Annotated in this window: 18 protein-coding genes; 8 read left to right on the plus strand and 10 right to left on the minus strand. The window is 74.8% G+C overall.

Annotated elements, in window-relative coordinates; genetic code table 11:
* Positions 1 to 558: 558 nt before the first annotated feature.
* The 3 genes from ABT123_RS34405 to ABT123_RS34415 all read right to left on the minus strand — a co-directional run bounded on the left by ABT123_RS34405 (position 559) and on the right by ABT123_RS34415 (position 2896).
* Positions 559 to 1431 (minus strand): 5-oxoprolinase subunit C family protein, encoded by an 873-nt coding sequence (locus ABT123_RS34405; protein ID WP_351321998.1) that lies wholly within the window; start codon positions 1429 to 1431, stop codon positions 559 to 561.
* Positions 1431 to 2054, minus strand: coding sequence for a 5-oxoprolinase subunit B family protein (locus tag ABT123_RS34410; protein ID WP_351322038.1), 624 nt, complete (start codon positions 2052 to 2054; stop codon positions 1431 to 1433). Before ABT123_RS34410 ends, ABT123_RS34405 begins: the two co-directional genes overlap by 1 nt.
* A gap of 62 nt (positions 2055 to 2116) precedes the next feature.
* Positions 2117 to 2896, minus strand: a complete 780-nt coding sequence (locus ABT123_RS34415; protein WP_351322000.1) for a LamB/YcsF family protein — start codon at positions 2894 to 2896, stop codon at positions 2117 to 2119.
* Between the two features lie 107 nt (positions 2897 to 3003).
* Here ABT123_RS34415 and ABT123_RS34420 point away from each other — a divergent pair, with 107 nt between their 5' ends.
* The 3 genes from ABT123_RS34420 (at position 3004) to ABT123_RS34430 (ending at position 10495) form a co-directional block, all read left to right on the plus strand.
* A complete protein-coding gene (locus ABT123_RS34420) occupies positions 3004 to 4527 on the plus strand; it encodes a hypothetical protein (RefSeq protein ID WP_351322002.1) in 1524 nt (507 codons plus the stop codon).
* A gap of 304 nt (positions 4528 to 4831) precedes the next feature.
* On the plus strand, positions 4832 to 5782 hold the full coding sequence (locus ABT123_RS34425) for a hypothetical protein (RefSeq protein ID WP_351322004.1): 951 nt from the start codon (positions 4832 to 4834) through the stop codon (positions 5780 to 5782).
* A 63-nt stretch (positions 5783 to 5845) separates the two neighbouring features.
* Positions 5846 to 10495, plus strand: a complete 4650-nt coding sequence (locus ABT123_RS34430) for a hypothetical protein (RefSeq protein ID WP_351322007.1) — start codon at positions 5846 to 5848, stop codon at positions 10493 to 10495.
* Positions 10496 to 10523: 28 nt separating this feature from the next.
* On the opposite strand, the gene ABT123_RS34435 is transcribed toward ABT123_RS34430, so the two are convergent.
* The gene (locus tag ABT123_RS34435; protein WP_351322009.1) at positions 10524 to 11003 is read right to left on the minus strand and encodes a hypothetical protein; all 480 of its coding nucleotides are present in this window, start codon (positions 11001 to 11003) and stop codon (positions 10524 to 10526) included.
* Between the two features lie 338 nt (positions 11004 to 11341).
* Between ABT123_RS34435 and ABT123_RS34440 the strand changes: the two genes are divergently transcribed.
* Genes ABT123_RS34440 through ABT123_RS34455 form a run of 4 tightly spaced genes read left to right on the plus strand, consistent with a single transcriptional unit; the run spans position 11342 to position 15737 of the window.
* Positions 11342 to 14191 (plus strand): nitrate- and nitrite sensing domain-containing protein, encoded by a 2850-nt coding sequence (locus ABT123_RS34440; RefSeq protein WP_351322011.1) that lies wholly within the window; start codon positions 11342 to 11344, stop codon positions 14189 to 14191.
* Complete coding sequence (locus ABT123_RS34445) at positions 14188 to 14628, plus strand: roadblock/LC7 domain-containing protein (RefSeq protein ID WP_351322013.1); 441 nt, start codon at positions 14188 to 14190, stop codon at positions 14626 to 14628. The genes ABT123_RS34440 and ABT123_RS34445 overlap by 4 nt, the downstream gene beginning before the upstream one ends.
* Positions 14629 to 14638: 10 nt before the next feature.
* Positions 14639 to 15136: a DUF742 domain-containing protein gene (locus ABT123_RS34450; RefSeq protein ID WP_502971153.1), complete on the plus strand. Its 498-nt coding sequence runs from the start codon at positions 14639 to 14641 to the stop codon at positions 15134 to 15136.
* On the plus strand, positions 15117 to 15737 hold the full coding sequence (locus ABT123_RS34455) for a GTP-binding protein (RefSeq protein WP_351322015.1): 621 nt from the start codon (positions 15117 to 15119) through the stop codon (positions 15735 to 15737). Before ABT123_RS34450 ends, ABT123_RS34455 begins: the two co-directional genes overlap by 20 nt.
* Before the next feature lie 200 nt (positions 15738 to 15937).
* Here ABT123_RS34455 and ABT123_RS34460 read toward each other — a convergent pair whose 3' ends face one another.
* From ABT123_RS34460 to ABT123_RS34475, 4 genes are all read right to left on the minus strand, one after another.
* Complete coding sequence (locus ABT123_RS34460) at positions 15938 to 17128, minus strand: lipid-transfer protein (RefSeq protein ID WP_351322017.1); 1191 nt, start codon at positions 17126 to 17128, stop codon at positions 15938 to 15940.
* Positions 17125 to 17583 (minus strand): Zn-ribbon domain-containing OB-fold protein, encoded by a 459-nt coding sequence (locus ABT123_RS34465; RefSeq protein ID WP_351322019.1) that lies wholly within the window; start codon positions 17581 to 17583, stop codon positions 17125 to 17127. Before ABT123_RS34465 ends, ABT123_RS34460 begins: the two co-directional genes overlap by 4 nt.
* A gap of 63 nt (positions 17584 to 17646) precedes the next feature.
* On the minus strand, positions 17647 to 17985 hold the full coding sequence (locus ABT123_RS34470) for an Mpo1-like protein (RefSeq protein ID WP_351322020.1): 339 nt from the start codon (positions 17983 to 17985) through the stop codon (positions 17647 to 17649).
* Positions 17986 to 17998: 13 nt separating this feature from the next.
* Positions 17999 to 18733 (minus strand): M15 family metallopeptidase, encoded by a 735-nt coding sequence (locus tag ABT123_RS34475; RefSeq protein ID WP_351322021.1) that lies wholly within the window; start codon positions 18731 to 18733, stop codon positions 17999 to 18001.
* Positions 18734 to 18755: 22 nt separating this feature from the next.
* Between ABT123_RS34475 and ABT123_RS34480 the strand changes: the two genes are divergently transcribed.
* The gene (locus tag ABT123_RS34480; protein ID WP_502971154.1) at positions 18756 to 19265 is read left to right on the plus strand and encodes an NUDIX domain-containing protein; all 510 of its coding nucleotides are present in this window, start codon (positions 18756 to 18758) and stop codon (positions 19263 to 19265) included.
* Positions 19266 to 19286: 21 nt separating this feature from the next.
* On the opposite strand, the gene ABT123_RS34485 is transcribed toward ABT123_RS34480, so the two are convergent.
* Positions 19287 to 19820: a GNAT family N-acetyltransferase gene (locus tag ABT123_RS34485; RefSeq protein WP_351322025.1), complete on the minus strand. Its 534-nt coding sequence runs from the start codon at positions 19818 to 19820 to the stop codon at positions 19287 to 19289.
* Positions 19821 to 20149: 329 nt separating this feature from the next.
* On the minus strand, positions 20150 to 22633 hold the full coding sequence (locus ABT123_RS34490) for a glycoside hydrolase family 31 protein (protein ID WP_351322028.1): 2484 nt from the start codon (positions 22631 to 22633) through the stop codon (positions 20150 to 20152).
* Between the last annotated feature and the right edge of the window lie 8 nt (positions 22634 to 22641).

Genomic DNA, 22641 nt, shown 5'->3' on the forward strand with positions numbered 1-22641 from the left:
GTCGGCAGGAGCGTGTAGTGGTCGTTGGCGGCCTGTGTCCGGCCACGGCCGGTCTGTCTGTCGCCTGTCGGCAGGAGCGTGTAGTGGTCGTTGGCGGCCTGTGTCCGGCCACGGCCGGTCTGTCTGTCGCCTGTCGGCAGGAGCGTGTAGTGGTCGTTGGCGGCTTATGTTCGGCCACGGCCGGTCCGGGGACGCTATTCCGGGCGGAGTGCGTAGCGATCGGTTGCGCCCATGGTCTGGTATGGCCAATTGAGCTGGGGCTTCGGGGAAATGGAGCTCTCCGCCCGCAAGGGCGGCCGGTCGGGCGGGAGCCGCTGCCCGGCCGCCCTCGCGTGGCCGTATCTGGGACACGTTCCCCATGCCGGCCCTCCCTCCGGGGGCTTCCCGACAGTCCTTGTCTTTCCGGGGCGGACGGCGGGGTCAAGGGTGGAGCGAAGCGGAATCGCGAAGCGACGCGACGAAGGAGCGCCCTTGAGACCGACGGCCGACACGGAAAGACACTGGGACTGACGGGCAGCCCCCGGACACCACCTGACCCCGCCCAGGTAGAAACCCCCCTCAACCCACCACGAACCGCACCCCCACCCCCGGCCTCGCCTGAGCCGCCGCGCCCAAGGCATGGCGCGGGACCACGCCGAGGACCGGGTAGCCGCCTGTCACCGGGTGGTCGGCCAGGAAGATCACCGGGAGGCCGTCCGGAGGGACCTGGACCGCGCCCAGGACCATGCCCTCGCTCGGGAGTTCCCCGCCGCGGGCGCGGACCAGGGCGGGGCCGCCCTCGATGCGCAGGCCGATGCGGTTGCCCGCGGAGGAGACCCGGTACGCCCCACGGGCGAGGGCCGCCACCGACTCCTCGGTGAACCAGTCCGCCCGCGGCCCCGGCCGCACCGGCAGTACCAGCTCGGCCGGCGGCGCCGGCACCCGCAGTGTGTCCGCGCCCGCGACCGGGCCCCAGGGCCGTCCCACCGGCAGGACCGTCCCGGCCGTCAGGACCGGCGGCCCGAGCCCCGACAGCAGATCCGTGGCCCGGCTGCCCAGCACCTCCGGTACGGCGAAGCCACCCCGCACCGCGACATGGCTCCGCACCCCGTACGCCGCTGCGCCCACCTCCAGCACCGCCCCGTCCGGCAGCCGTACCGGCGCACCCCAGGGCGCCGGGCGCCCGGCCACCCGTACCGGACACGGCGCACCCGTCACCGCCACCGTCACCGCGCCCACCGCGCGCAGCGCGACCCCGTCCAGCGTGGTCTCCAGCGTGGCCGCACTCGCAGGGTTGCCCAGCAGCCGGTTGGCCAGCGCATGCGCCTCGGTGTCCAGCGCCCCCGACCGGGGCACCCCCAGGTGCGCGTACCCGGGCCGCCCCAGATCCTGAACCGTGGTCAGCGACCCGGCCCGCACCACCGCCAAGCCCCGGCCGACGCCCTCCGCCATCACGCCCCCGCCTCCACGAACCGCACCCGCACCCCCGGAGCGAACAGCGCCGCCGGCTCCCGTGTCAGGTCCCACAGCACCGCGTCGGTGCGGCCGACCAACTGCCAGCCGCCGGGCGAGGAGCGCGGGTACACCCCCGCGTACTCGCCCGCCAGGGCCAGCGAGCCGGCCGGTACGGAGGTACGCGGGGTCGCCCGCCGTGGCAGGTGGAACCGCTCCGGCAGCCCGGTCAGATAGCCGAATCCGGGCGCGAAACCGCAGAACGCCACCCGGAACGGGGTGGCGGTCACGATCCGGGCCACCTCCCCGGCCGTCACCCCCCAGTGCCCGGCCACCTCCGCCAGGTCCGGCCCGTCGAACCGCACCGGCACCGTGACCTCGGGGCCTTCGCTCTCCGCCAGCGGCGGCACCCGCCATTCGGCGATCCGGGCCGCCAGCGCCTCCGGCGCGGCCACCCCGTCGATGAGCACGGTCCGGGCGGCCGGCACCACATCCCGTACGCCCTCCAGCCCGGGCTCGCCCGCCGCCCGCCGGCGCAGCACCTCCGCGTGCAGCGCGGCCACCTCCGCCGCGGAGTCCACCTCCAGCAGCAGCGCCTCCGCCCCCACGGGAACCACCCGCACCACCTGCACCACCCGCACCGGCAAGCCCGCCACCTCCGCGCCCGTCACGTGCGGGCGGCCCGTCACGTGAACGCCTCCACCCTCGCGCCCGCCTCGGCCAGCGCCCGCCGCACCCGCAGCGCGAGCTCCGCCGCCCCCGGGGTGTCCCCGTGCAGGCACAGCGAACGCCCCGCACCACCCCGTACGAGGGCCAGGGCCTGGGCCACCACCGCCTCCGGGTCGTGCAGCACCGCCCCCGGTTCGCCGCGCGGCACCAGCGTCCCCTCCGGGGTGTACGCGCGGTCCGCGAAGGCCTCCGGCACCGCTTCCAGCCCCGCCTCCCGGGCCGCCGCCAGCAGCTGCGATCCCGGCAGGCCCAGCACCGGCAGCGGTGCCCCCGGCCCGGCGGCCAGCCGGACGCCCGCGACGACTGCAGCCGCCTGGCCGGCATCGCGCACGGTCCGGTTGTAGAGCGCGCCGTGCGGTTTCACGTACGACACCCGGGAGCCGGCCGCCCGCGCGAACACCTCCAGCGCGCCGATCTGGTACGCCACCTCTGCCGCGAGCTCCTGCGGCGGCACGTCCATCGCCCGCCGCCCGAACCCGGCCAGGTCGCGGTACGAGACCTGGGCGCCGATCCGTACGCCCCGCTCGGCGGCCAGCTCGCACACGCGCCGCATGATGGAGGGGTCCCCGGCGTGGAAACCGCAGGCCACGTTGGCGCTCGTCACCACCGACAGGAGTGCCTCGTCGTCGGTCAGCGTCCACCGGCCGAAGCCCTCGCCGAGATCGGCGTTCAGGTCGACGACCAAGTCCGGCACCGGGTCCGGAACCGGGTCCGAAGGTGTGATCATGGGAGCCATGCGGTGAGCGTAGAGCAGCCCGGCACCGGACCCCGTGCGGTCCGGGACGATCCGGCCGAACCGTGCCGTTTGGGTGGTTGTCAGGGTCAGCGCCTAATCTTTCCGTCGTGACGTTTCCTCCCCCGGCGAAGACCCTCCCGTCCCCGGCTCCGGGCCCGGCCGCCGACGAGGGCCTGGCCCGGCGGCTGCGCGCGCTCGCATGCACGGCCCCGCTGCACGACTTGGACGTCCGCAAGGCCAATCTGGCGGGCGAGTACGGGGTCTACGCCATGGCGGAGGTCGCGCTCGCCGCGATCGACCTGGTCACGCTCAACATGGACTTCGACACCGGTGCGGACCACGAGCAGATAGTGGCCCGGCTGCTCCCGCGCGTCGCCGCCCAGGCCCCCGCCCGGCCCGCTGCCGAACACGAGCGGGTGGCCCGCTGGGTGCTGGAGAACCTGATCAACGTCGGCAGCGTCGACCGCGGCTTCCGCGCCATCTACGGCACCTTCGGCCCCGATGGCGTCTATGTCCGCCGCGACTACGACTTCAAGCTGATCGAGGAGGTCCCCGGACCCGGCGGCACGGTCTACCTCCGCACCACCGACGAGGCCGTCAACGTGCTGGTCGGCGCTCTTGACACGGATGTGACCAGCGCCCAGATCGCCGCCGAGGTCAAGCTGGAGGTCCTGATCAGCCGGGGCCGGCTCGCTGACGCCCAGCTTGCCGCCGAACAGGCCCGGTACCGGACCGTCCAGTACGCCGAGACGCTCCGCCGCACCCTGGACGCCACCCGGCGCAACGTCCGCGCCGTGGACTGGCTCCAGGCCGTGCCCGACATGATCGCCGAGGCGCTGGACCACGTCGCCGACCGGTACCGCCACGAGAACGCGATCCTCACCAACATCCGCAAGGCGCGGGACGAGGCGGAAGCCGGATCCGACGCGAAGACGGCCGAGCACAAGCGCCGCGCCGCCGAGCTCGTCGACATCGTCAAGGACTGCATCCGCCGGCACACCCAGCTCCAGTCCAGGCTCCTCGAAGCCGGGCCGCTGTTCCGCGCCGAGCAGGACCGGCAGGCCTTCGCGCCGCCCGCGCCGCGCTCCGGCATCGACCTGTACGGGCAGCTCGTGGCCCCTGTGCTGCCGCTGCCCCTGGAGCAGGCCACCCGGGTCACCGACGCCTTCTTCGCCGCCGGCACCGGCCTGCGGACGCCCGTCTCCGTACGGGTCGCCGATCTCGTGGAGATCCTCCTCACCCCGCCCCTGGAGCGGGAGCACCTCGGCGCGGAGATGCCCGAGCCCGACCTGATCGCCACCCCCGACGACAGCCGGTTCAGCGAGGAGCAGCTCGCCTCCGCCATGGAGCTGCTCGACCTGCCGCACGACGCCCCGCGACGGCTGTCCGGTCTGCTCGCCGAGGCCCGCCGGCAGGACCCGGATCTGCCGTACCTGGTGGCGCTGCTCGCGGTGCACGCGGCGAGCCCGGCGGTCGGTACGGCGTACCGGCAGGGGGAGGAGCGGCTGCTGTTCGCGGTGGACGACGGCACGGTGCTCGACGACCCGGAGTTCGGGGGCGCCGACCTGATCGTGGGCACCGCCCTCCTCGACGCGGCCGGCATGGCCGCAGCCCGAGCGGAGTCCTCATGACCCCCCTCTCCGCCTCCCCTCGGCTGCCTGCCTCCCCGGCCGGGCCCGGCACCCCGGCGGAGCCCGCCTCCGTGGCGGCGCCGTGTGTTCGCTCCGCCCTGCCGGGCGCCGGACCGGCGGAGCCCGGCCCCGCCTTCCGGGGCTGCGCCCCTGTGCGCCGGCGGAGCCGGGCGCAGTCCTGGGCCGCGGCCCGGCCCGGGGGCCGGGGGCTTGCCCCCGGTTTCGGGAAGGGGCGGGGTGGGGGAGCAACCCTGCCCCCGCACCGGACCACCGCACTGACCACCACCCCCAAGGAGCCCCAGCCGTGAGCGAGACCCACGCCGAGCACCCCACGTGGAGCGAGCCCACGCCCGAGCCCACCGCCCAGGCCGGCCCCACTGCCCAGCCCAGCCCTGCCGGCCCCACCGCCCAGGCCGGCCCCGCCGGCCCCGCCGTGCTCACCCCCGCCGATGCCGCCGACGCCGCCCGACTCGTCGCGTACGGCCTGCAGCCCAAGCTCCTCCCGGCCCGCGACGCCGACTACGCCGACCTGCTCCGCCGCTACCGCGAGGACCCCGCCTTCGGCCGGCTCGCCGACGCCGTGGCCACCGGGCTCGGCCTGGTCGTCCTCGAGGTCTCCCCGCGCGCCGGCATGGCCGTCGCCGCCGGCGAGGACTCCGTCTTCGCCGTACGGATGGGCGACTACGCCCGCCGCACCTCCGCCGACGGCGGCGACCGCTTCCTCCACGGCCTCGCCCATCTCGCCGTCGCCGCCCTCGCCTTCCCCCGCCCCGAGGACCTCGCCGACGACGGCTACATCGGCCGGATCACCGTCAACGGCGTCGACGCCTTCGTCCGGCAGGCCTGCCGCCGCCTGGAGGACCGCGCCGAGGAGCTCGGCGAGAACACCGACCCGGCGACCGACGCCCCCGGCCTGGAGGCCGCCTGGCGGGTGTACACCCGCCGCAGTGCGACCGGCGCCACCAAGGACGCCCGCCGCCTGGCCGGCTCCACCACCGGCATCGTCGGCAAGGCCGCCGCCTTCCTCACCGAGTCCGGTTTCCTCCAGCGCACCGGCGACGAGGCCGGAGGCACGTACCGCACCACCCCCCGCTACCAGCTCCAGGTCCGCGACATGGCCGGCAGCGCCGCGATGGCCGAGCTCCTCGACCTCGGCGTGGTGCCCGTCGGCGACGGCTCCGCGACCCTGCTGCCGCCGCCCGAGGGCGACGACCTGGACCTGGTGGCCGACGCCGGCCTGCCGTTCCACGCCTGAGCCACCTGCCCCACGTACCGAGAACGCACCGACAACACCCAGAAACAACGAGAGTCCGCCGCCATGTACGAGCTGTCCCGGATCCGTCTCTACTCCATCGGTCCCGCCGGTGCGCGCTACGCCGACACCGTGCTGGACCTGCGGGGAGTCGGCGAGCCGGTGCCCCACCCGGCCCCGACACAGGCGGAGTTCTTCGAGGAGGAGCCGTCGGGTCCGCCGCGTCGGCCGGCGCCCGCCGGGGTGCTCTTCCTGGAGAACGGCGGCGGCAAGTCCGTCCTCCTCAAGCTGATCTTCTCGGTGATGCTGCCCGGTCACCGCAACACCCTCGGCGGCGCCAGCTCCGGCGTGCTGCGCAAGTTCCTGCTCGCCGACGACTGCGGCCACGTCGCGCTGGAATGGCAGCACACCCAGACCGGCGAGTGCGTGGTCGTCGGCAAGGTCAGCGAATGGCGCGGCCGTCAGGTCTCCAACGACCCGCGCAAGTTCGCCGAGGCCTGGTACTCCTTCCGGCCCGGCCCGGGCCTCAGCCTCGACAGCCTCCCCGTCGCCGAGGCCACCGCCGTCCGGCCGCCCGTCGAGGGAGCCTCCGGCGCGCAGGGCCGCCGCCGCACCATGAAGGGCTTCCGGGACGCCCTCACCGAGGCCGGCAAGGCCTACCCGCACCTGGAGGTCTCCTTCGAGGAGATCCACGACCGGTGGAACGAGCACCTCACCGAACTCGGCCTCGACCCCGAACTCTTCCGATACCAGCGGGAGATGAACGCCGACGAAGGCGAGGCCGCCGGCCTGTTCGCGGTCAAGAAGGACTCGGACTTCACCGACCTGCTGCTGCGCGCGGTCACCGACACCCGCGACACCGACGGGCTGGCCGACCTCGTCCACGGCTTCGGCAACAAGCTGGGCCGCCGGGCCGAGCTGATGGCCGAACGCGACTTCACCGCGGGCTCGGTGGACCTGCTCACCCGGATCGTGGAGGCGGCCGAGAGCCGCTCCCGCAGCCGGGACGTCCATGCGGGCGCGGAGCGCCGCACCCGCACCCTGGCCCGCCGCCTGTCCGCTCGCGCCACGGAGGAGCGGGCCCGGGCGGCCGACCTTGCCCAGCGGGTGACCGGCGCCGCCCACGAGGTCACCGCGGCGGAATCGGCCCGCGACCGGAGCGCCGCCATCGCCGCCGAACTGGCCTACCGGCACGCCTCGCTGGCCCTGACCGTCGCCGACAAGGCGGCCACCGCGCAGCGCCGCGAGCTCCTGGAGGCCCGTACCCTGCACGCGGCCTGGCAGGCCGCCGAGACCGTGCTCCGGCACCGGGCCGCCGCCGACCGCTCCGCCCGGGTCGCCGCCGCGATCCGCGAGGCCGAGCGGGACGCCGCCCCGGCGCTGGCGGCCCGGGCGACGGCCGCCGCACAGCTGGTACGGGCCCTGCACACGGCCGCCGAGGACGGCGAGCGGGTCGCGAACGAGGAGGAGGAGCGCTCCGCCGCGCTCCAGGAGGCCGGCGAGACCGCGCACCGCGACGCCACGGCCGCCGCCACCGCCGCCCAGCGCGCCCGCAGCGAGGCGGAGCACCTGCGGGCCCGGCTGTCCGAGGTCGAGCAGGAGACTGCCGAGGCCGTCCGGGCGGGCTGGCTGGACGACTCCGCCCCCGACGCCGACCCGGCCCGGGCCGCGCTGGCCGCCAGCGACGCGGAGAAGACCGCCGTCGCCGCCTGGGACGAGGCGCGCGAGGCCGCCCGTACCGCGTCCGCGGCGGCCCGGGAGGCCGCGGCCGGCGAGTCCCGCGCCGAACTGACCGCCGCCCGTGCCGCGGATGCGGCAGCCGCCGCCGAAGCCGCCCACGAAGCCGAACGCCGTACGGCCGCCGCCATCGCGGACTCACCCCGCCTCGCGGAACTCCTGGGCCTCCCGGAGGCCCCGGACCTCGTCCTCCCGCACCCGCGGGAAGCCGCCGCCGACACTGACACCGGCTCCGGCCCGGCCGGCCGGGGCCTCGGCCCCGAAGCGCTCGACCGGAACGCCGACGACCTGCGCGAGCTCCTCCACACCGGGGTCGCAGCAGCGGAACGCCAGCTCTTCGAGCTGCGGACCGCCGCCGCCGACGACGCCCGCATCCTCGGCGCGCTCGGCGACGGCGGCCTGCTGCCGCCCGGCCCCGACGTCCTCGCCACCGTCGAGTACCTCGGCGAACACGGCATCCCCGCCCTGCCCGGCTGGCGCTACCTCGCCCAGTCCGTGGACCCCGCCGACCACGCCGCCGTGCTCGCCGCCCGGCCCGAGCTGGTCGACGGCGTCGTCATCACCGAGCCCGACACCCACGCCCGGGCCCGCGAGGTACTGGCCGGCGCCGCCCTGCTGCCCCGGTCCACCGTGGCCGTCGGCACCGCCGCCGCCCTGCTGGCGCCCGTACCGCCGGCCGACGCGGCCGGTGACAGCGGGGTGTTTCTGGTGCCGCCGAACCCCGCCATGCACGACGAGCACGCCGCCGACGAGGAGCGCCAGGCCCTGCGGACCCGGGCCGGCGCCCGCGACACCGAGATCCGGGACCTCGCCGCCCGCCTCGCCGGGGACCGCGAGCTGGCCGCCCGGCTCACGTCCTGGCGTACCGGCTGTCCGCCCGGCCGGCTCGCCGAACTCGGCGAACAGGCCGTCGCCGCCCGCGCGTTCGCCGTGGAGGCCGAGGCCGAGCTGGCAGAGGCCCGTACCGTGCGCGCCGAGGCCGACGAGGCCGCCGCCGACGCCGCCCGGGTCCGCGAGGAGCGCCAGGAGACCGCCCAGCGGGCCCGCCGCGCGGCCGACGCCCTCGCCGGACTCGCCTTCCGGCTTCGCGAACGAGCCGGCTGGCAGGCCAAGGTCCGCGAACTCGCCGACGAGGCCGCCGAGTCCGAGGCCCGCGCCGAGGTCTGCCTGGACCGCGCCCGGGCCGCCGACGAGGACCGCCGCGCCGCCCAGCGGGCCGCCGACGACGCCCGCCGCACCGCCCGCGCCCTGCGGGCCGAGCGCGCCGAGATCGCCGGCGTATCCGATCTCCCGCCCGAGGAGGACCAGCCGCAGCGCGCCGCCCTGCCCGACCTCCGCGAGGCCTACCGGGCCGCCTCCCAGCTCTACGAGAAGGTCGGCGTCGGCGCCGACCTGCGCGCCGAGCAGGCCCGCTCGGAGAGCGACGAGAGCGCCGCCACCGCCGAACTCGACCGCCTCACCAACAAGGTCCGCACCCGCGCCGCCCAGCTCCTCGAGGGCACCGACGGCGCCGACGGCCCGTCTCGGCAGGCCGCGGCGGCCCGCGCCGAGTCCCTCGTGCAGATGCTGGAGTCCCGCGCGAGCACGGCCAGCGAGCAGCTCGGCCGACTGCGCGGCGAGGCCGAACGCCTGGCCCCGGCCGACGGCGGGGCGCACACCGACCTCCCCGAGGAGCTGGTCCCGGAGCAGGTGGAGCAGGCCCAGGTGCTGCTGCGCACCTCCACCGCCCAGCTGGCCGCCCACACCGCCGCCGTGGAATCGGCCCGCGCCGCCCATGCCGAGCTGCTGCGCGCCCACCGGGCCGCCGAGGACGGCGCCGGCGGTTTCGACGAGACCGCCGCCCAGCTCCGGGACCAACTGCGGGACCACACGCACCAGGGGGCCGCCGAGGACGAGGCGCAGGACCAGACCCCCTACCCGGGCGCCCTGGAGGAGGCCCGGCAGTCCGCCGCCGAGGCCCGCCGCTCCCTGCGCGGCTGCACCACCGACCTGTCCGCCGCCGAGGCCGCGGTCCGGGAGGCCTCCGACATCCTCGTACGGCACGCCAACTCCACCCGCTACGAGCAGGTACGCACCCCCGCCCGCCAGCAGATCCGCGAACTGCCCGCATCCGCCCTGCCGGAGCACGCCGCCGCCTGGGCGGCGGCCTTCGCGCCCCGCCTGCGGGTGCTGACCGACGAGCTGGAGCAGCTGGAACGCAACCGCGACAGCATCGTGGACCGGCTGCGGGGCCTGGTGGAGTCCGCCCTGGCCACCCTGCGCTCCGCGCAGCGCCTGTCCCAGCTGCCCGAGGGACTGGGGGAGTGGTCGGGGCAGGAGTTCCTGCGGATCCGCTTCGAGGAGCCCGACCAGGCGACCCTGACGGAGCGGCTCGGCGAGGTCATCGACGAGGCCACCCGCTCCGCGGTCAAGAAGAACGCCTCCTTCGGGGAGGGCCGTCGCGACGGCATGTCCCTGCTGCTGCGCGGGGTGCAGGCGGCGCTGGAGCCGCGCGGCATCTCGGTGGAGATCCTCAAGCCGGACGCTGTGCTGCGCGCCGAGCGGGTCCCGGTGGGGCAGATGGGCGACGTGTTCTCCGGCGGCCAGCTGCTGACCGCGGCGATCGCCCTGTACTGCACGATGGCGGCGCTGCGCAGCAACGACCGGGGCCGGGACAAGCACCGGCACGCGGGCACGCTGTTCCTGGACAACCCGATCGGCCGGGCCAACGCCACCTACCTGCTGGAACTCCAGCGGGCCGTGTCCGACGCGCTGGGCGTGCAGCTCCTCTACACCACGGGGCTGTTCGACACGACGGCGCTGGCGGAGTTCCCGCTGGTGATCCGCCTGCGCAACGACGCGGACCTGCGGGCGGGCCTGAAGTACATCAGCGTGGAGGAACACCTGCGGCCGGGGCTGCCGCAGCAGGCAACGGAGGGCGAGACCATCCACGGCGAGATCACCGCCACCCGGATGTTCCGCAAGACCCCGCAGTCCTGAGCCCTGAGGCCTGAGTCCTGAGGCCCCGTCAGGCGCGGCGCAGGCCGCCCGGCTGCGATCCCGGACCGGGGCCGTGGCCGGGGCCGTGCCCCGGGTGTCCGGGGTGCGGCGGGGCGGGCTGCGGGGCGTACGCCGAGCCGTAGGCGGGCTCCGGTGCGCCCCGGCGCCCCCGCGCCGTACTGCTCGGCACCGACACCACCCCGTACCGCTGCTTCCACATCTGCCGGGTGATCCATACATCCAGCACGCCCCAGGTGCCCACGATCGTCCCGGCCACCGAGATCAGCACCATGGGCAGGGCCAGCCAGGAGCCCGTCAGCGCCAGGAAGAAGGTGATCGTGGCCAGCGTGAGGGTCACGGCCACGATCAGCACCGCCCGCACCGCCGCGGTCCGGACCGGGTCCGGCATCCGGGGCCGGGCGGCCGGCTCCGCCACCCACAGGCCCTGCCGCGGCAGCCGGACCGCCGCCTCGTGGTCCTCCCGCCGGTCCGGGTGTTCGCTGCCCATGCTCCCCTCCCTCCCCACCACACGGCCCGCCATGCGTGCCACCGTCCCAAGACCTCCCACAAGCCTGCCGGATTCCCCGCAACAGACCCCCGGAACGAACAATTCCAGCCATCCATCAGGCTACGGGAGCCGATACCTCACCAAGTGTCATCTGCCACATAACGGTCCTCTGTTGACGGGAACTAAGGGACAACTCGTGATCTTCGTCCGCAGCACCGGCTGAAAACGTCCGGACACCCCTTCGAGCCCTTCACCCGGCAGTAGTAGGCTCACGCCGTTTGATTGACGGAACACCGACCCCCAGCAGCGGGGTTGAGCTGGGGGAGGCTGTGGAGCCCATGCGCTTTCGCGGGAAGTCCATCCGCCGGAAGATCGTGGCGTTGCTCCTTGTGCCGCTCGTCTCCCTGACCGCCCTCTGGGGCTTCGCCACCGTCCTCACCGGCCGTCAGGCCGTCCAACTCCTCGACGTCGCCGCCGTCATCAACCGGATCGGCTACCCGGTCGAGGACGTCGTCCGCGTCATCCAGAAGGAACGCCGGCAGACACTCGTCGTCCTCGGCGATCCACGCGCCTCCGCCGCCACCACCGAACTCACCAAGCGCCGCGCCGCCACCGACGAGATCGTCCGCGAGGTCGCCGCGAACGCCTCCGACCCCGACGTCTCCGAAGACCTCACCCCCGCCGCCAAACAGCGCCTGGACTCCATCCTCGACGGCTTCCGCGACCTCGGCGCGCTGCGCGCCAACGTCGACCAGACCGCCCTCGACCCCGCCCAGGCCCTGGAGCTCTACAACCGGCTCGTCGACCCCTGCTACGAATTCCTGATGAACCTCCACGCACTGGAGGACGTCGAGATGGACAAGCAGGGCCGCGCCCTCGTCGGCATCACCCGGGCCCGCGAGACCCTCTCCCGGCAGGACGCCATCATCGCCGCCGCGTTCGCCGCCAAGCGGTTCGGCCCCGAGGACACCCGCGCCGTCTCCGACCTGATGGCCAAGCGCGAACTGCTCTACGAGTTCAACCTCGCCGTCCTCCCGGCCGACGAGCGCGACAACTTCGAGCAGTACTGGTCCGGCGCCGAGACCAAGCCGCTGCGCGATGCCGAGGACAAGATCGTCGCCTCCGGCCCGGTCAAGAACCCGCGCATCCCCACCGCCGCACAGTGGGACGAGGCCTCCACCCGGGTCCTGGACAGCCTCGCCACGATGGGCACCGCAGCCGGCGACGCGTACCAGAAGCGCGTCGAGCCCGTCGCCATGAACGTCCTGGTCAAGGCGGCCGTCGCAGGCATCCTCGGCTTCCTCGCCCTGATCGTCTCGCTGATCCTCTCGGTCCGCATCGGCCGCGACCTGGTCCGGGACCTCTCCCGGCTCCGCAAGGAGGCCCACGAGGCCTCCGGCGTCCGGCTGCCCGCCGTGATGCGCCGCCTCGCCGCCGGCGAGCACGTGGACATCGAAACCGAGGCCCCGCGTCTGGAGTACGAGAAGGACGAGGTCGGCCAGGTGGGCCAGGCCCTCAACACCCTCCAGCGTGCCGCCGTGGAGGCCGCCGTCAAGCAGGCCGAGCTCCGGCGCGGGGTCTCCGAGGTCTTCGTCAACCTGGCCCGCCGCAACCAGGTCCTGCTGCACCGCCAGCTCACCCTGCTCGACACCATGGAGCGCCGCACCGAGGACACCGAGGAACTCGCCGACCTCTTCCGCCTCGACCACATGACCACCCGCATGCGCCGCCACGCCGAGGGCCTGGTGATCCTCTCCGGCGCCGCCCCGTCCCGCCAGTGGCGCAAGCCGGTCCAGCTGATGGACGTCGTACGGGCGGCCGTCGCGGAGGTCGAGGACTACGAGCGGATCGAGGTCCGGCGGCTGCCCCGGCTCGGCATCTCCGGCCCCGCCGTCGCCGACATCACCCACCTCGTCGCCGAACTCCTCGAGAACGCCACGGTGTTCTCGCCCCCGCACACCGCCGTCGCCGTGCACGGCGAGCAGGTGGCCAACGGATTCACCCTGGAGATCCACGACCGCGGCCTCGGCATGACCCCCGAGGCACTCCTCGACGCCAACCTGCGGATCGCCGAGACCTCCGAATTCGAGCTGTCCGACACCGACCGGCTCGGCCTGTTCGTGGTCAGCCGGCTGGCCCAGCGGCACGAGGTCAAGGTCTCGCTGCAGCCCAGCCCGTACGGCGGCACCACCGCCGTGGTGTTCCTTCCGGCAGCCCTGCTCACCGAGGCCCCGGACACCAACGGCATCGGCTTCCGGCTCGACGGCCCGGCCAAGGCCGCGGTCACCGGAGGTCCCGCGGGTGCGCTGGCCGGCCGGCGCGGCAGCCGCGGAAACGGTACGCCGTCCCGGCGGCCGGTACCGGCCGGGCTGCTGGACGGCCCGGTCGAACTGGAAGCCCCGCTGGGCGCGCTGGGCCTGGACGAGCCCGCCGCCCGGGGTGCCCTCGGCGCCCTCGACGGGGCCGGCATCGGGCCGGGCGCGGGCGCAGGCCGCCCGGCCATGGCCAGCCTCGACGACGAGACCCCTCCGGGCGGCACCCCCCGCAGCACCCTGCTGGGCCGCCGCACCCCGGAGCAGCGCGCCGGGGACCGGCTCCCGGCCGGCGGCGCGGACCGGGAACCGCTGCCGCCCACCGGCCCGGTCCGGCTGGAGAGCGCCCGGCTGGACGGCCCCTGGCCCGAGGGCATGCGACCGGGGGCCGGGGCGGTGCCGCTGCCGCGCCGCCGCCGTACGCCGACCCTGGTCGCCGAACACGGCCGCCGGGTGGACAACGCGACCGGTTCCGGCCCGGCCGCGCGCCCCACGACAAACGGCGCATCGAACAGCTCAACGAACAGCGCAACAAACGGCACAACGGACCCTGCGACAAACGGCGGAACGACTCCCGGACTGACCCCCGGGAAGAACTCCCCGCACCGCTCCGGGAAGAATGGCACCGGGAACGGCCTCGAACCGACCCCGGTGCAAGGCTCCGGAACGGGCTCCGGTGGCCTGCCCCGCCGGGTCCGCCAGGCCAGCCTCGCACCCCAGCTGAAGCAGGGGCCGGCCGCCGAGGCCCCCGCCCCCGCACCGGCGGACCGCGACGCGGAGGAGGTGCGGAGCCGGATGTCCTCGCTCCAACGGGGCTGGACGGCAGGCCGCAAGAAGCAAGCACAGCAGTCCGAGAACGAGGGGGACGGTCGATGACCACACCGCAGACCGCAGGGCACGACGGCCGGGGCCGGGGCGCCGGCCAGCTCAACTGGCTCCTGGACGAACTGGTCGACCGGGTCGGCAGCATCCGCAAGGCGGTGGTTCTGTCCGGAGACGGCCTGCCCACCGGCAGCTCCAAGGAGCTCACCCGCGAGGACAGCGAGCACCTGGCCGCCGTGGCCTCCGGCTTCCACAGCCTCGCCAAGGGCGTCGGCCGGCACTTCGAATCGGGCACGGTCCGCCAGACGGTGGTGGAACTGGACGAGGCCTTCCTCTTCGTCATGGCCGCGGGCGACGGCAGCTGTCTGGCCGTACTGTCCGACGCGGACTCCGATGTGGGGCAGGTCGCCTACGAGATGACCCTGATGGTCAAGCGGGTGGGCGACCATCTGAAGACCGCGCCGCGCACCGGACTGCCCGCCGGCGGGTGAGTCGGACGGCATGAGCGATTCAGGCCAGGACCCCGCCGGCACCGTCGGCATCCCCGGCACCACCACGGCCGGCACCGGGCCGTTCGATCCCGCACCGTTCGACAGCGGACAGGCCGACAACAGCCCGGCCGGGCACGCCCACTGGTTCGACGACGACGCCGGTCCGGTCGTCCGTCCGTACGCCATGACCCGCGGCCGGACCAGCCACGCGGGCCAGCACCGGCTCGACCTGATCGCCCTGGTCGTCGCCGAACCCGCGGCCGACGACCCCGTCTGGGACATGACCCTCTCCCCGGAACACGCCGACATCCTCGGGCTGTGCCGGGAGCGCCCCCAGTCGGTCGCCGAACTCGCGGCCGAACTCGACCTCCCCATCGGCGTGGTCCGGGTCCTCATCGGCGACCTCGTCGACGAGGAACTGGTCCACGTCACCCGGCCGGTACCACCGGCCGAACTGCCCGACGAATCCATTCTGCGTGAGGTGATCGATGGCCTTCGGGCGCTCTAGCCGCGGCGGCGGCATGCACGTCGTGCCGCCGGTCGAACCGCTGACCCTGAAGATCCTGGTCGCGGGCGGCTTCGGGGTCGGCAAGACGACCCTGGTCAGTGCGGTCAGCGAGATCAGACCGCTGCGTACGGAGGAGACCCTCTCCGAACCCGGCCGCGGAATCGACGACACCAGGGGAGTGGAGGCCAAGAGCACCACCACCGTGGCGATGGACTTCGGCCGGATCACCCTCCGCGAGGACCTGGTGCTGTACCTGTTCGGGACCCCCGGGCAGGACCGCTTCTGGTTCCTGTGGGACGAGCTCGCCCAGGGCGCGCTCGGCGCGGTGGTGCTCGCCGACACCCGCCGTCTGGAGGACTGCTTCGCCGCCATCGACTACTTCGAGCGGCGCGAGATCCCCTTCCTGGTCGCGGTCAACTGCTTCGACGGAGCCCACCGCCACCCGGTGGTCACCGTCCGGGAGGCGCTGGACCTGGATCCGGGGGTTCCGCTGCTGCTCTGCGATGCCCGTGACCGCGAGTCGGTCAAGGACATCCTGGTCGGAGTCGTGGAGCACGCGATGACGGTGGCCCGGGACCGCCGTCAGCCGGCCCGGACCTAGGGGCCTGTCTTTCGGATCAGGCCGGGCCCGGTCCGGGCGCGGAGGCGGCCCGTACCCCCGCCGACTGGGGTACGGGCCGCAGCTCTCGTGGGGGACTGTGGACGCAGTGTGAACCCGCCACCCAGGGCCGTCAAGCGTTCGGACAACACCGCCTGTTCAGGGCATACGAGACGACCGCCCGCGGCCGGTCACGTGCCGGCTCAGCGGACCGCGACGACCGCCGACCCGTGCCCGAACAGCCCCTGGTTGGCGGTGATTCCGGCCCGGGCTCCCGTAACCTGCCGTTCCCCGGCCGTTCCCCGCAACTGCCAGGTCAGCTCGCAGACCTGCGCGATCGCCTGGGCCGGCACCGCCTCCCCGAACGAGGCCAGCCCGCCACTGGCGTTGACCGGCACCCGGCCGCCGAGCGCGGTCGCCCCCTCCCGGAGCAGCTTGGCCCCCTCGCCCTCCCCGCACAGCCCGATGTCCTCGTACCACTCCAGCTCCAGCGCCGTGGACAGGTCGTACACCTCCGCCAGCGACAGGTCCTCCGGCCCGAGCCCGGCCTCCTCGTACGCGGCACGGGCGATCGAGCTGCGGAAGGAGCCGGCCGCGGGCTCCACCGCCACGGCCGAGTCGGTGGCGATGTCCGGCAGGTCGAGCACGGTCCGCGGATAGGTCGGCGTGACCGTGGACACCGCCCGGATCCGCACCGGATCGGTCACCCCGCGCGCCCGCGCGAACTCCATGCTGCACAGCACCAGGGCCGCGGCCCCGTCCGAGGTGGCGCAGATGTCCAGCAGCCGCAGCGGATCCGCCACCACCGCGGAGGCGGCCACCTCCTCCGCCGTCACCGCCTTCCGGTAGCGGGCCATCGGGTTGAGCAGCCCGGCCGCCGCGTTCTTCACCTTGACCAGCGCGAAATCCTCGGCCGTATCCCCGTACACGGCCATCCGGCGCCGCGCGAACAGCCCGAAGTACGCCGGATTCGTCGCCCCCAGCACCCGGAACCGCAGCCAGTCCGGATCGTCCGGCCGGTCTCCGCCGGCCGGCGCGAAGAACCCCTTGGGCGCCGCGTCCGCCCCCACCACCAGCACCACGTCGGCCAGCCCGGCCAGGATCTGCGCCCGGGCCGCCCCGATCGCCTGGGCCCCGGAGGCGCACGCCGCGTACACGCTGGTCACCCGGGCCCCCTGCCAGCCGAGCGCCCGCGCGAAGGTGGCCCCGGCGACGTACCCGGGATAGCCGGAGCGGACGGTGTCCGCGCCCACCACCGAGCCGACGTCCCGCCACTCCAGCCCGGCGTCGGCGAGCGCGGCCCGGGCGGCGACCGTCCCGTACTCGACGAAGCTGCGCCCCCATTTGCCCCAGGGGTGCATACCGGCGCCGAGCACTGCGACCTCGCGGCTCATCCGGCCACCCCCACCGGCCGGAACCGCCAGGTCGCGAGGACGGTTCCGGTCCCGGGGGCCTCGTCGAGCACGCCCGGCACGACCTCGACCTCCATGCCCACCGCCAGATCGGCGACCGTCACCCCCGGCGCGGCCTGCCCGAGGACCACCATCCGCTCGGCGGCCAGCTCCACGGCGAGCAGGGTGTACGGCTCCCAGGGCACGTCGGGATCGGACACGTACGGGGCGGGCGGACGGTACCGCCCGTCGGTGTAGGACCAGACCCGGCCCCGCTTGGACAGGGGCACCTCGGCCAACTCCCCGCCCGGGCAGGCGGGGTTGCGGCAGAAGGCGTCCTCACGGGGGAAGAACACCGAGGCACAGGCCGAACAGCGGGTCCCGAGCAGCCGGAACTCCCCGTCCGGCCCGCTCTCGGTGAACCACCCGTCGACCACAGGTGTACGCGCGCGTTCCAAGGCCCCTCCCGACTGTTTCTGACGATCCGTCAGTTGCAGTCTGGCACGGCACCCCCGGCCGGGTCACCGGTTCTCGGTCAGCCACTTCTCGGCGATCTCCGACAGCTCCGCGTCCCGCCCGGACAGCATCATCCGGATCATCTGCGCATCCCCGCGCAGCGACCAGGCGGGATGCCCGAAGGTGGCCGGGTTGTTGCCCTCGATCAGGAAATGCGCGGGCCAGGCCGTCCCGTACCCGATCAGCGGCAGCGCCGCGAGATACCGCTTCCGGCCGCGCGCGAGCCCGTACACGGTGACGGCGAGCCCGGTCAGCGTCCCCGTCAGATGCACCCAGCGGGTCGCGGCCCGCGCGTGCATGGCGACGTAATAGGGCCAGAATTCTTCATACGAACCGAAGGTCATGCGGGCACGGTACTCACGGCCGCACCGCAGCGGAACCGACCGGGACATCGAAGTACCGGTCCGGATACGGCTCGTCCGCCAACCGGAAATGCCACCACTCCTCCGGCAGGTTCACCCACCCCTGCTCGCCCAGCGCGCCCTTCAGCAACTGCCGGTGCGCGCGGGCCGGACCGGTGACCTGGGGAGCGTCGGTGTGCGACAGCGGATCGAAGAAGTCGAAGGGGGTCCCCAGGTCCAGCGGCTGCCCGCCCAGGGTGGTCAGGGTGACGTCGACGGCGCTTCCGCGGCTGTGCCCGGACCGCTCGGCGATGTAACCGTCCGCGATCAGGCGGGACTTGGCCACCCGCGGATGGGACTCCGCCCGAATCCGGGCGTCCTCCGGTTCCCGGGTCCACCGGACGAACCGGTCCACCGCCCGCTGCGGCCGGTAACAGTCGTACACGGTCAGCGAGTAGCCCCTCCGCAGCAGACCGCGCTGGGCCCGCCGCAGCGCCTGTGCGGCCGGCCGCGTCAACAGGCAGAGCGGCTCCTCGTACCCCGGCACTGCCGCGCCCGTGAAATTGCGGTCCGTGGCATAGCGGATGTCCTGCCGGACCGTCGGATCCACCTCCCGCAGAGCCACGAACCCATGGGCAGCCAGCGAACCCCCGTCGTCCGCCCGGCCCCCGTCCGCCACCGCGACCACCGAGCCCACGACCGCGACCGAGACCACGACCGCCGCGCCCCATGCCCCGCGCATCGACTTCATGGCCCTCACCTACCATGACGCCATGCCCACACCGGCGAAGGACTCGCACTGCTCCGCCTGCGGAACCCCGTTCACCACCGGGGCCTGGCCCCGCACCTGCACCGCCTGCGGCACCTCCGCCTATCGCAACCCGCTCCCCGTCGCCGTCACCCTCCTCCCGGTCCGGGACGTTGACGGCACCGGCCTGGTGGTCATCACCCGCACCATCGAACCCGCCCTCGGCGGCATCGCCCTCCCCGGCGGGTTCATCGACTTCGGCGAGGACTGGCGCGAGGCAGTGGTCCGCGAACTCCGCGAGGAGACCGGCATCCTGGCCGAGGCCTCCGAGGTCGTCCTGGCCGACGCCCTCAGCTCCCCGGCCGGCCACCTCCTCCTCTTCGGCCTGCTGCCGCCCCGCCCCGCGGCCACCCTGCCGCCCTCCGTCCCCACCGACGAGACCTCGGGCTGGCACCTCCTGCGCACCCCGGCGGAACTGGCCTTCCCGCTCCACACCCAGGCCGCCCGCTCCTGGTTCGAGGGCCGGTACGCCTGATACGCCTGACCCCGGCGCCGGTCACATGGGCAGCGAGAGCAGCCGCACCGGCCCGGCCGGCCAGTCGGCCCCCTCGTGCAGCGGCGTCCACATCGTCCGCAGCGGCATCAGCACGGGACCTGTGGGCTGTTCGACCTGCACGTCCCCGGTGAGGGGCCGCCACCCGAGGCGCCGGTAGAGCGACACCAGCGGCGGCCGGCAGAAGAGCAGCCCGTGCCGCGGCCCCATGGTCCGGGCGTGGTCGAGCGCCGCCGCCACGACCCGGCGGGCAAGCCCCTGCCCGCGCAGATCCGGTGCCACGGCCACGCCGCCCACACCCATCACCTCGGACTCGACCCCGCCCACCGACAGCGGCAGCCTCAGCAGGCCCGTGTGCGCCACCAGCCGTCCCTCCCGCCGGATGCCGAAGTGCACGTTCTTCGGCAGCCAGGTCAGACCGGTGTGCGCGACACCGAACGGATCGTCGCCCGCGCCGAGGATCTCCGCCAGATCCGCCTTCGTGTACTTCGCGAGGCGCACCACGGCCGGCCCCTCGGTGTTGTGATCGTCAGTCATACCGTCATCATGACCACTTCCCGGCCCCGTCATCCCTGCCGACCCCGTCCGGGGGAGCGGGCACGCGCCCCGGGCGGGGACGCACGCAGGACACCAGCCTCCGCGCCGGCCGGCACCCATGGCTTCGCCCGGGGAGCGGCTTCAGGGCTCGATCCCTGCCCAGGGAGCGCGCCTCGGCCGGGGGCCCCGCCAGGGGGGCATGCCTCAGCCGGGGCCCGCCAGGGGGAGCGCGCCTCACGGCGGGCCCACGGCCCGGGGAGCATGCCTCAGCAGGGGCCCCGCCAAGGGGAGCGCGCCTCACGGCGGGCCCACCCCCGGAGGGGACCGCCTCAGCGCTCGCCCCGGACGACCACCGCCTCGCCCCCGCCGAACTCGGCCGGCCGCCCGTCCTCCCACTCGAGCACCACCTCGTCCTCCCGCCACCGCGACACGAACCGCTCCAGCTCCCCGCCGCTCTCCTCCCGCACCACCCGCACCCCGCCGCCCGTCCGCCCCCGCGCCGGAGCCCACACCTCCAGGCCCTCCCGGACCGGGATCACCGCACCGGCCCGCGCCAGCACCGGGATCCGGCCCAGCGGCGCATCCAGCAGCACCTGCCCCGGCCCCTCGTACGCCCGCCCGGTCGCCGTGTCGTACCACCGGCCGCGCGGCAGCCGCACCGCCCGCCGGTCCGCCCCGCACTCCAGCACCGGCGCCACCAGCAGCGCGTCCCCCAGCAGGAACGCGTCCTCGCAGTCCCGCAGCGCCCGGTCCTCCGGCGCACCCCACCACAGCGGTCGCACGTACGGCGCACCCGTCCGCCGCGCCAGATGCGCCAACGCCAGGAAGTACGGGCGCAGCCGCTCCCGCTCCGCCAGCGCTGCCTCGGCCGCGGCCAGCACCTCCGGGCCGAACTCCCACGGCTCCCGGCGCCCCGCCCAGATCGCCGCATGGGTACGGAACAGGGGCAGCCAGGACCCCAGCTGGAACCACCGCGCATACAGCTCCGGACTCGGCGAACCGCCGAAGCCCCCCACATCCGGCCCCGAATACGGCACCCCGCACAGCCCCAGCCCCAGCACCAGCGCCAGCGAGGCCCGCAGCCCCTCCCAGCTGCTCTCCACATCCCCTGACCAGGTGCCCCCGTACCGCTGCATCCCCGCCCACCCCGACCGGGAGAACAGGAACGGCCGCTCCTCCGGCCGTAACCGCACCAGGCCCTCCCACCCGGCCTGCGCCATCCCCAGCGCGTACACGTTGTGCGCCGCCCGGTGATCGCCGCCCGCCCCGTCCAGGACGTGCCGGGCCGACCTCGGCAGGGTCGCGTCCCCGAACGGAGCAAAGGACACCGGCTCGTTCATGTCGTGCCAGAACCCGGCGAAGCCGTTCTTCAACCGCTCCTCGTACAGCCCGCCCCACCACTGACGCACCGCCGGATCGGTGAAGTCCGGATACCCGCACTCCCCGGGCCACACCTCCCCGCGCACCTCCCGCCCGGCCGCGTCCCGGACGAAGGCGCCCGACGGGCCCACCGCACGCCCCGACTCGTACACCGACCCCGGGACGCCCGGCTCCACCTTCACCGCCGGATCCACGATCGACACCAGCCGCGTCCCCTCCGCCGCCAGCTCCCGCGCCAGCCCCGGCAGATCCGGGAACGCCTCCCGGTCCACGGTGAAGACCCGGTGCCCGTCGTAGTGGTCGATGTCCAGATGGACCGCGGACAGCGGCAGCCCGCGCTCCCGGTACCCCGCCACCACCCGCCGGACCTCCGCCGCCGTCCCGAACCCCCAGCGCGCGTGCTGGTAGCCCAGCGCCCACTCCGGTGGCACCGCCGCCCCGCCCGTCAGCCCCGACCAGCCCTGCAACACCCGGGCCGGGGTCCCCACCAGCACCCAGCACCGCAGCGGCCCGCCCTCCATCCGCAGCTCGCTCACCCCGGGCCGGTCCGGGCCGGAGCCCGCTCCCTCCTCGCCCTCGCGCAGGGTGACCCGGCCGTCCCACGGGTTGTCGTAGAACATCAGGTGGCTGGCCGCGTCCGCGACCACCATCTGCACCGGCATGGTGATGTACAGCGGGTCGTCGGCCGGCCCGAAGCCGCCCCGCGGATCCGAGTTCCACAGCCGGTACACCCCGTCCCGGAGCCGCGGCCCGGAAGCCCGGCCGCCCAGCCCGAAGAAGCGGGCGTCCGCCGGCACTTCGGACCGCTGCAACCAGCGCCCCTCACCTCGCTCCCAGGAACCGCCCCCCGAAGCCCCGCTTCCCGAACCGGAACCCTGCTCAGCCGACCCGCCCGAAGCCATGCCCTCGGAAGCGGAACCCCGCTCAGCCGAGCCCCGCGGATCCATACCCCCCGAGGCCGGAACCATGGGTTCCCACCACCGCGGCGGCAGCTCCCGCCGCAGCACCGTCCCGCCCGGAGTCCGTACCTCCACCGCCCCGTGCCGGGACACCGCCACCGTCACCCGCTCCGACACCACCCGCCAGCCACCCCCGGTGTCCGGCTCCAGCACCACCCGCCCGTCCGGCTCCGGCCCGGACCCCAGCACCGCGTACGACGGCGTCGGCTCCGCCCCGTCCCAGCCCCAGAACACCGCCCCGCCCACCGTCACCCGCACCAGCAGCTCGGACCGCGCGAACCGCAGCACGCCCCCGCCCGGCCGCGGGTCCGCCCCCATCAGCAGCCCCGGCACCCGGGCCCGCTCCGGCCCCCGCGGCGGCAGCGCAGCCGCGTCCGCACGCCGGTGGCGCACCGCGGAGAGCCAGGCGCGCCGGCCCCGCGCCGTACCGAGATCCTTCAGCGCCCGTACCAGATCACGACCTTGACCGTTCATGCCGTTCA

This window comes from Streptomyces sp. NPDC002054, from assembly GCF_040296685.1.
GTDB lineage: Bacteria > Actinomycetota > Actinomycetes > Streptomycetales > Streptomycetaceae > Streptomyces.

Bases quoted from the DNA above. Each gene is read 5' to 3' on its own strand.
- ABT123_RS34405 (WP_351321998.1), bottom strand. From the start codon at position 1,431: ATGGCGGAGGGCGTCGGCCGGGGCTTGGCGGTGGTGCGGGCCGGGTCG.
- ABT123_RS34415 (WP_351322000.1), bottom strand. From the start codon at position 2,896: ATGGCTCCCATGATCACACCTTCGGACCCGGTTCCGGACCCGGTGCCG.
- ABT123_RS34430 (WP_351322007.1), top strand. From the start codon at position 5,846: ATGTACGAGCTGTCCCGGATCCGTCTCTACTCCATCGGTCCCGCCGGT.
- ABT123_RS34435 (WP_351322009.1), bottom strand. From the start codon at position 11,003: ATGGGCAGCGAACACCCGGACCGGCGGGAGGACCACGAGGCGGCGGTC.
- ABT123_RS34440 (WP_351322011.1), top strand. From the start codon at position 11,342: ATGCGCTTTCGCGGGAAGTCCATCCGCCGGAAGATCGTGGCGTTGCTC.
- ABT123_RS34445 (WP_351322013.1), top strand. From the start codon at position 14,188: ATGACCACACCGCAGACCGCAGGGCACGACGGCCGGGGCCGGGGCGCC.
- ABT123_RS34450 (WP_502971153.1), top strand. From the start codon at position 14,639: ATGAGCGATTCAGGCCAGGACCCCGCCGGCACCGTCGGCATCCCCGGC.
- ABT123_RS34455 (WP_351322015.1), top strand. From the start codon at position 15,117: ATGGCCTTCGGGCGCTCTAGCCGCGGCGGCGGCATGCACGTCGTGCCG.
- ABT123_RS34460 (WP_351322017.1), bottom strand. From the start codon at position 17,128: ATGAGCCGCGAGGTCGCAGTGCTCGGCGCCGGTATGCACCCCTGGGGC.
- ABT123_RS34470 (WP_351322020.1), bottom strand. From the start codon at position 17,985: ATGACCTTCGGTTCGTATGAAGAATTCTGGCCCTATTACGTCGCCATG.
- ABT123_RS34475 (WP_351322021.1), bottom strand. From the start codon at position 18,733: ATGAAGTCGATGCGCGGGGCATGGGGCGCGGCGGTCGTGGTCTCGGTC.
- ABT123_RS34480 (WP_502971154.1), top strand. From the start codon at position 18,756: ATGCCCACACCGGCGAAGGACTCGCACTGCTCCGCCTGCGGAACCCCG.
- ABT123_RS34485 (WP_351322025.1), bottom strand. From the start codon at position 19,820: ATGACTGACGATCACAACACCGAGGGGCCGGCCGTGGTGCGCCTCGCG.
- ABT123_RS34490 (WP_351322028.1), bottom strand. From the start codon at position 22,633: ATGAACGGTCAAGGTCGTGATCTGGTACGGGCGCTGAAGGATCTCGGT.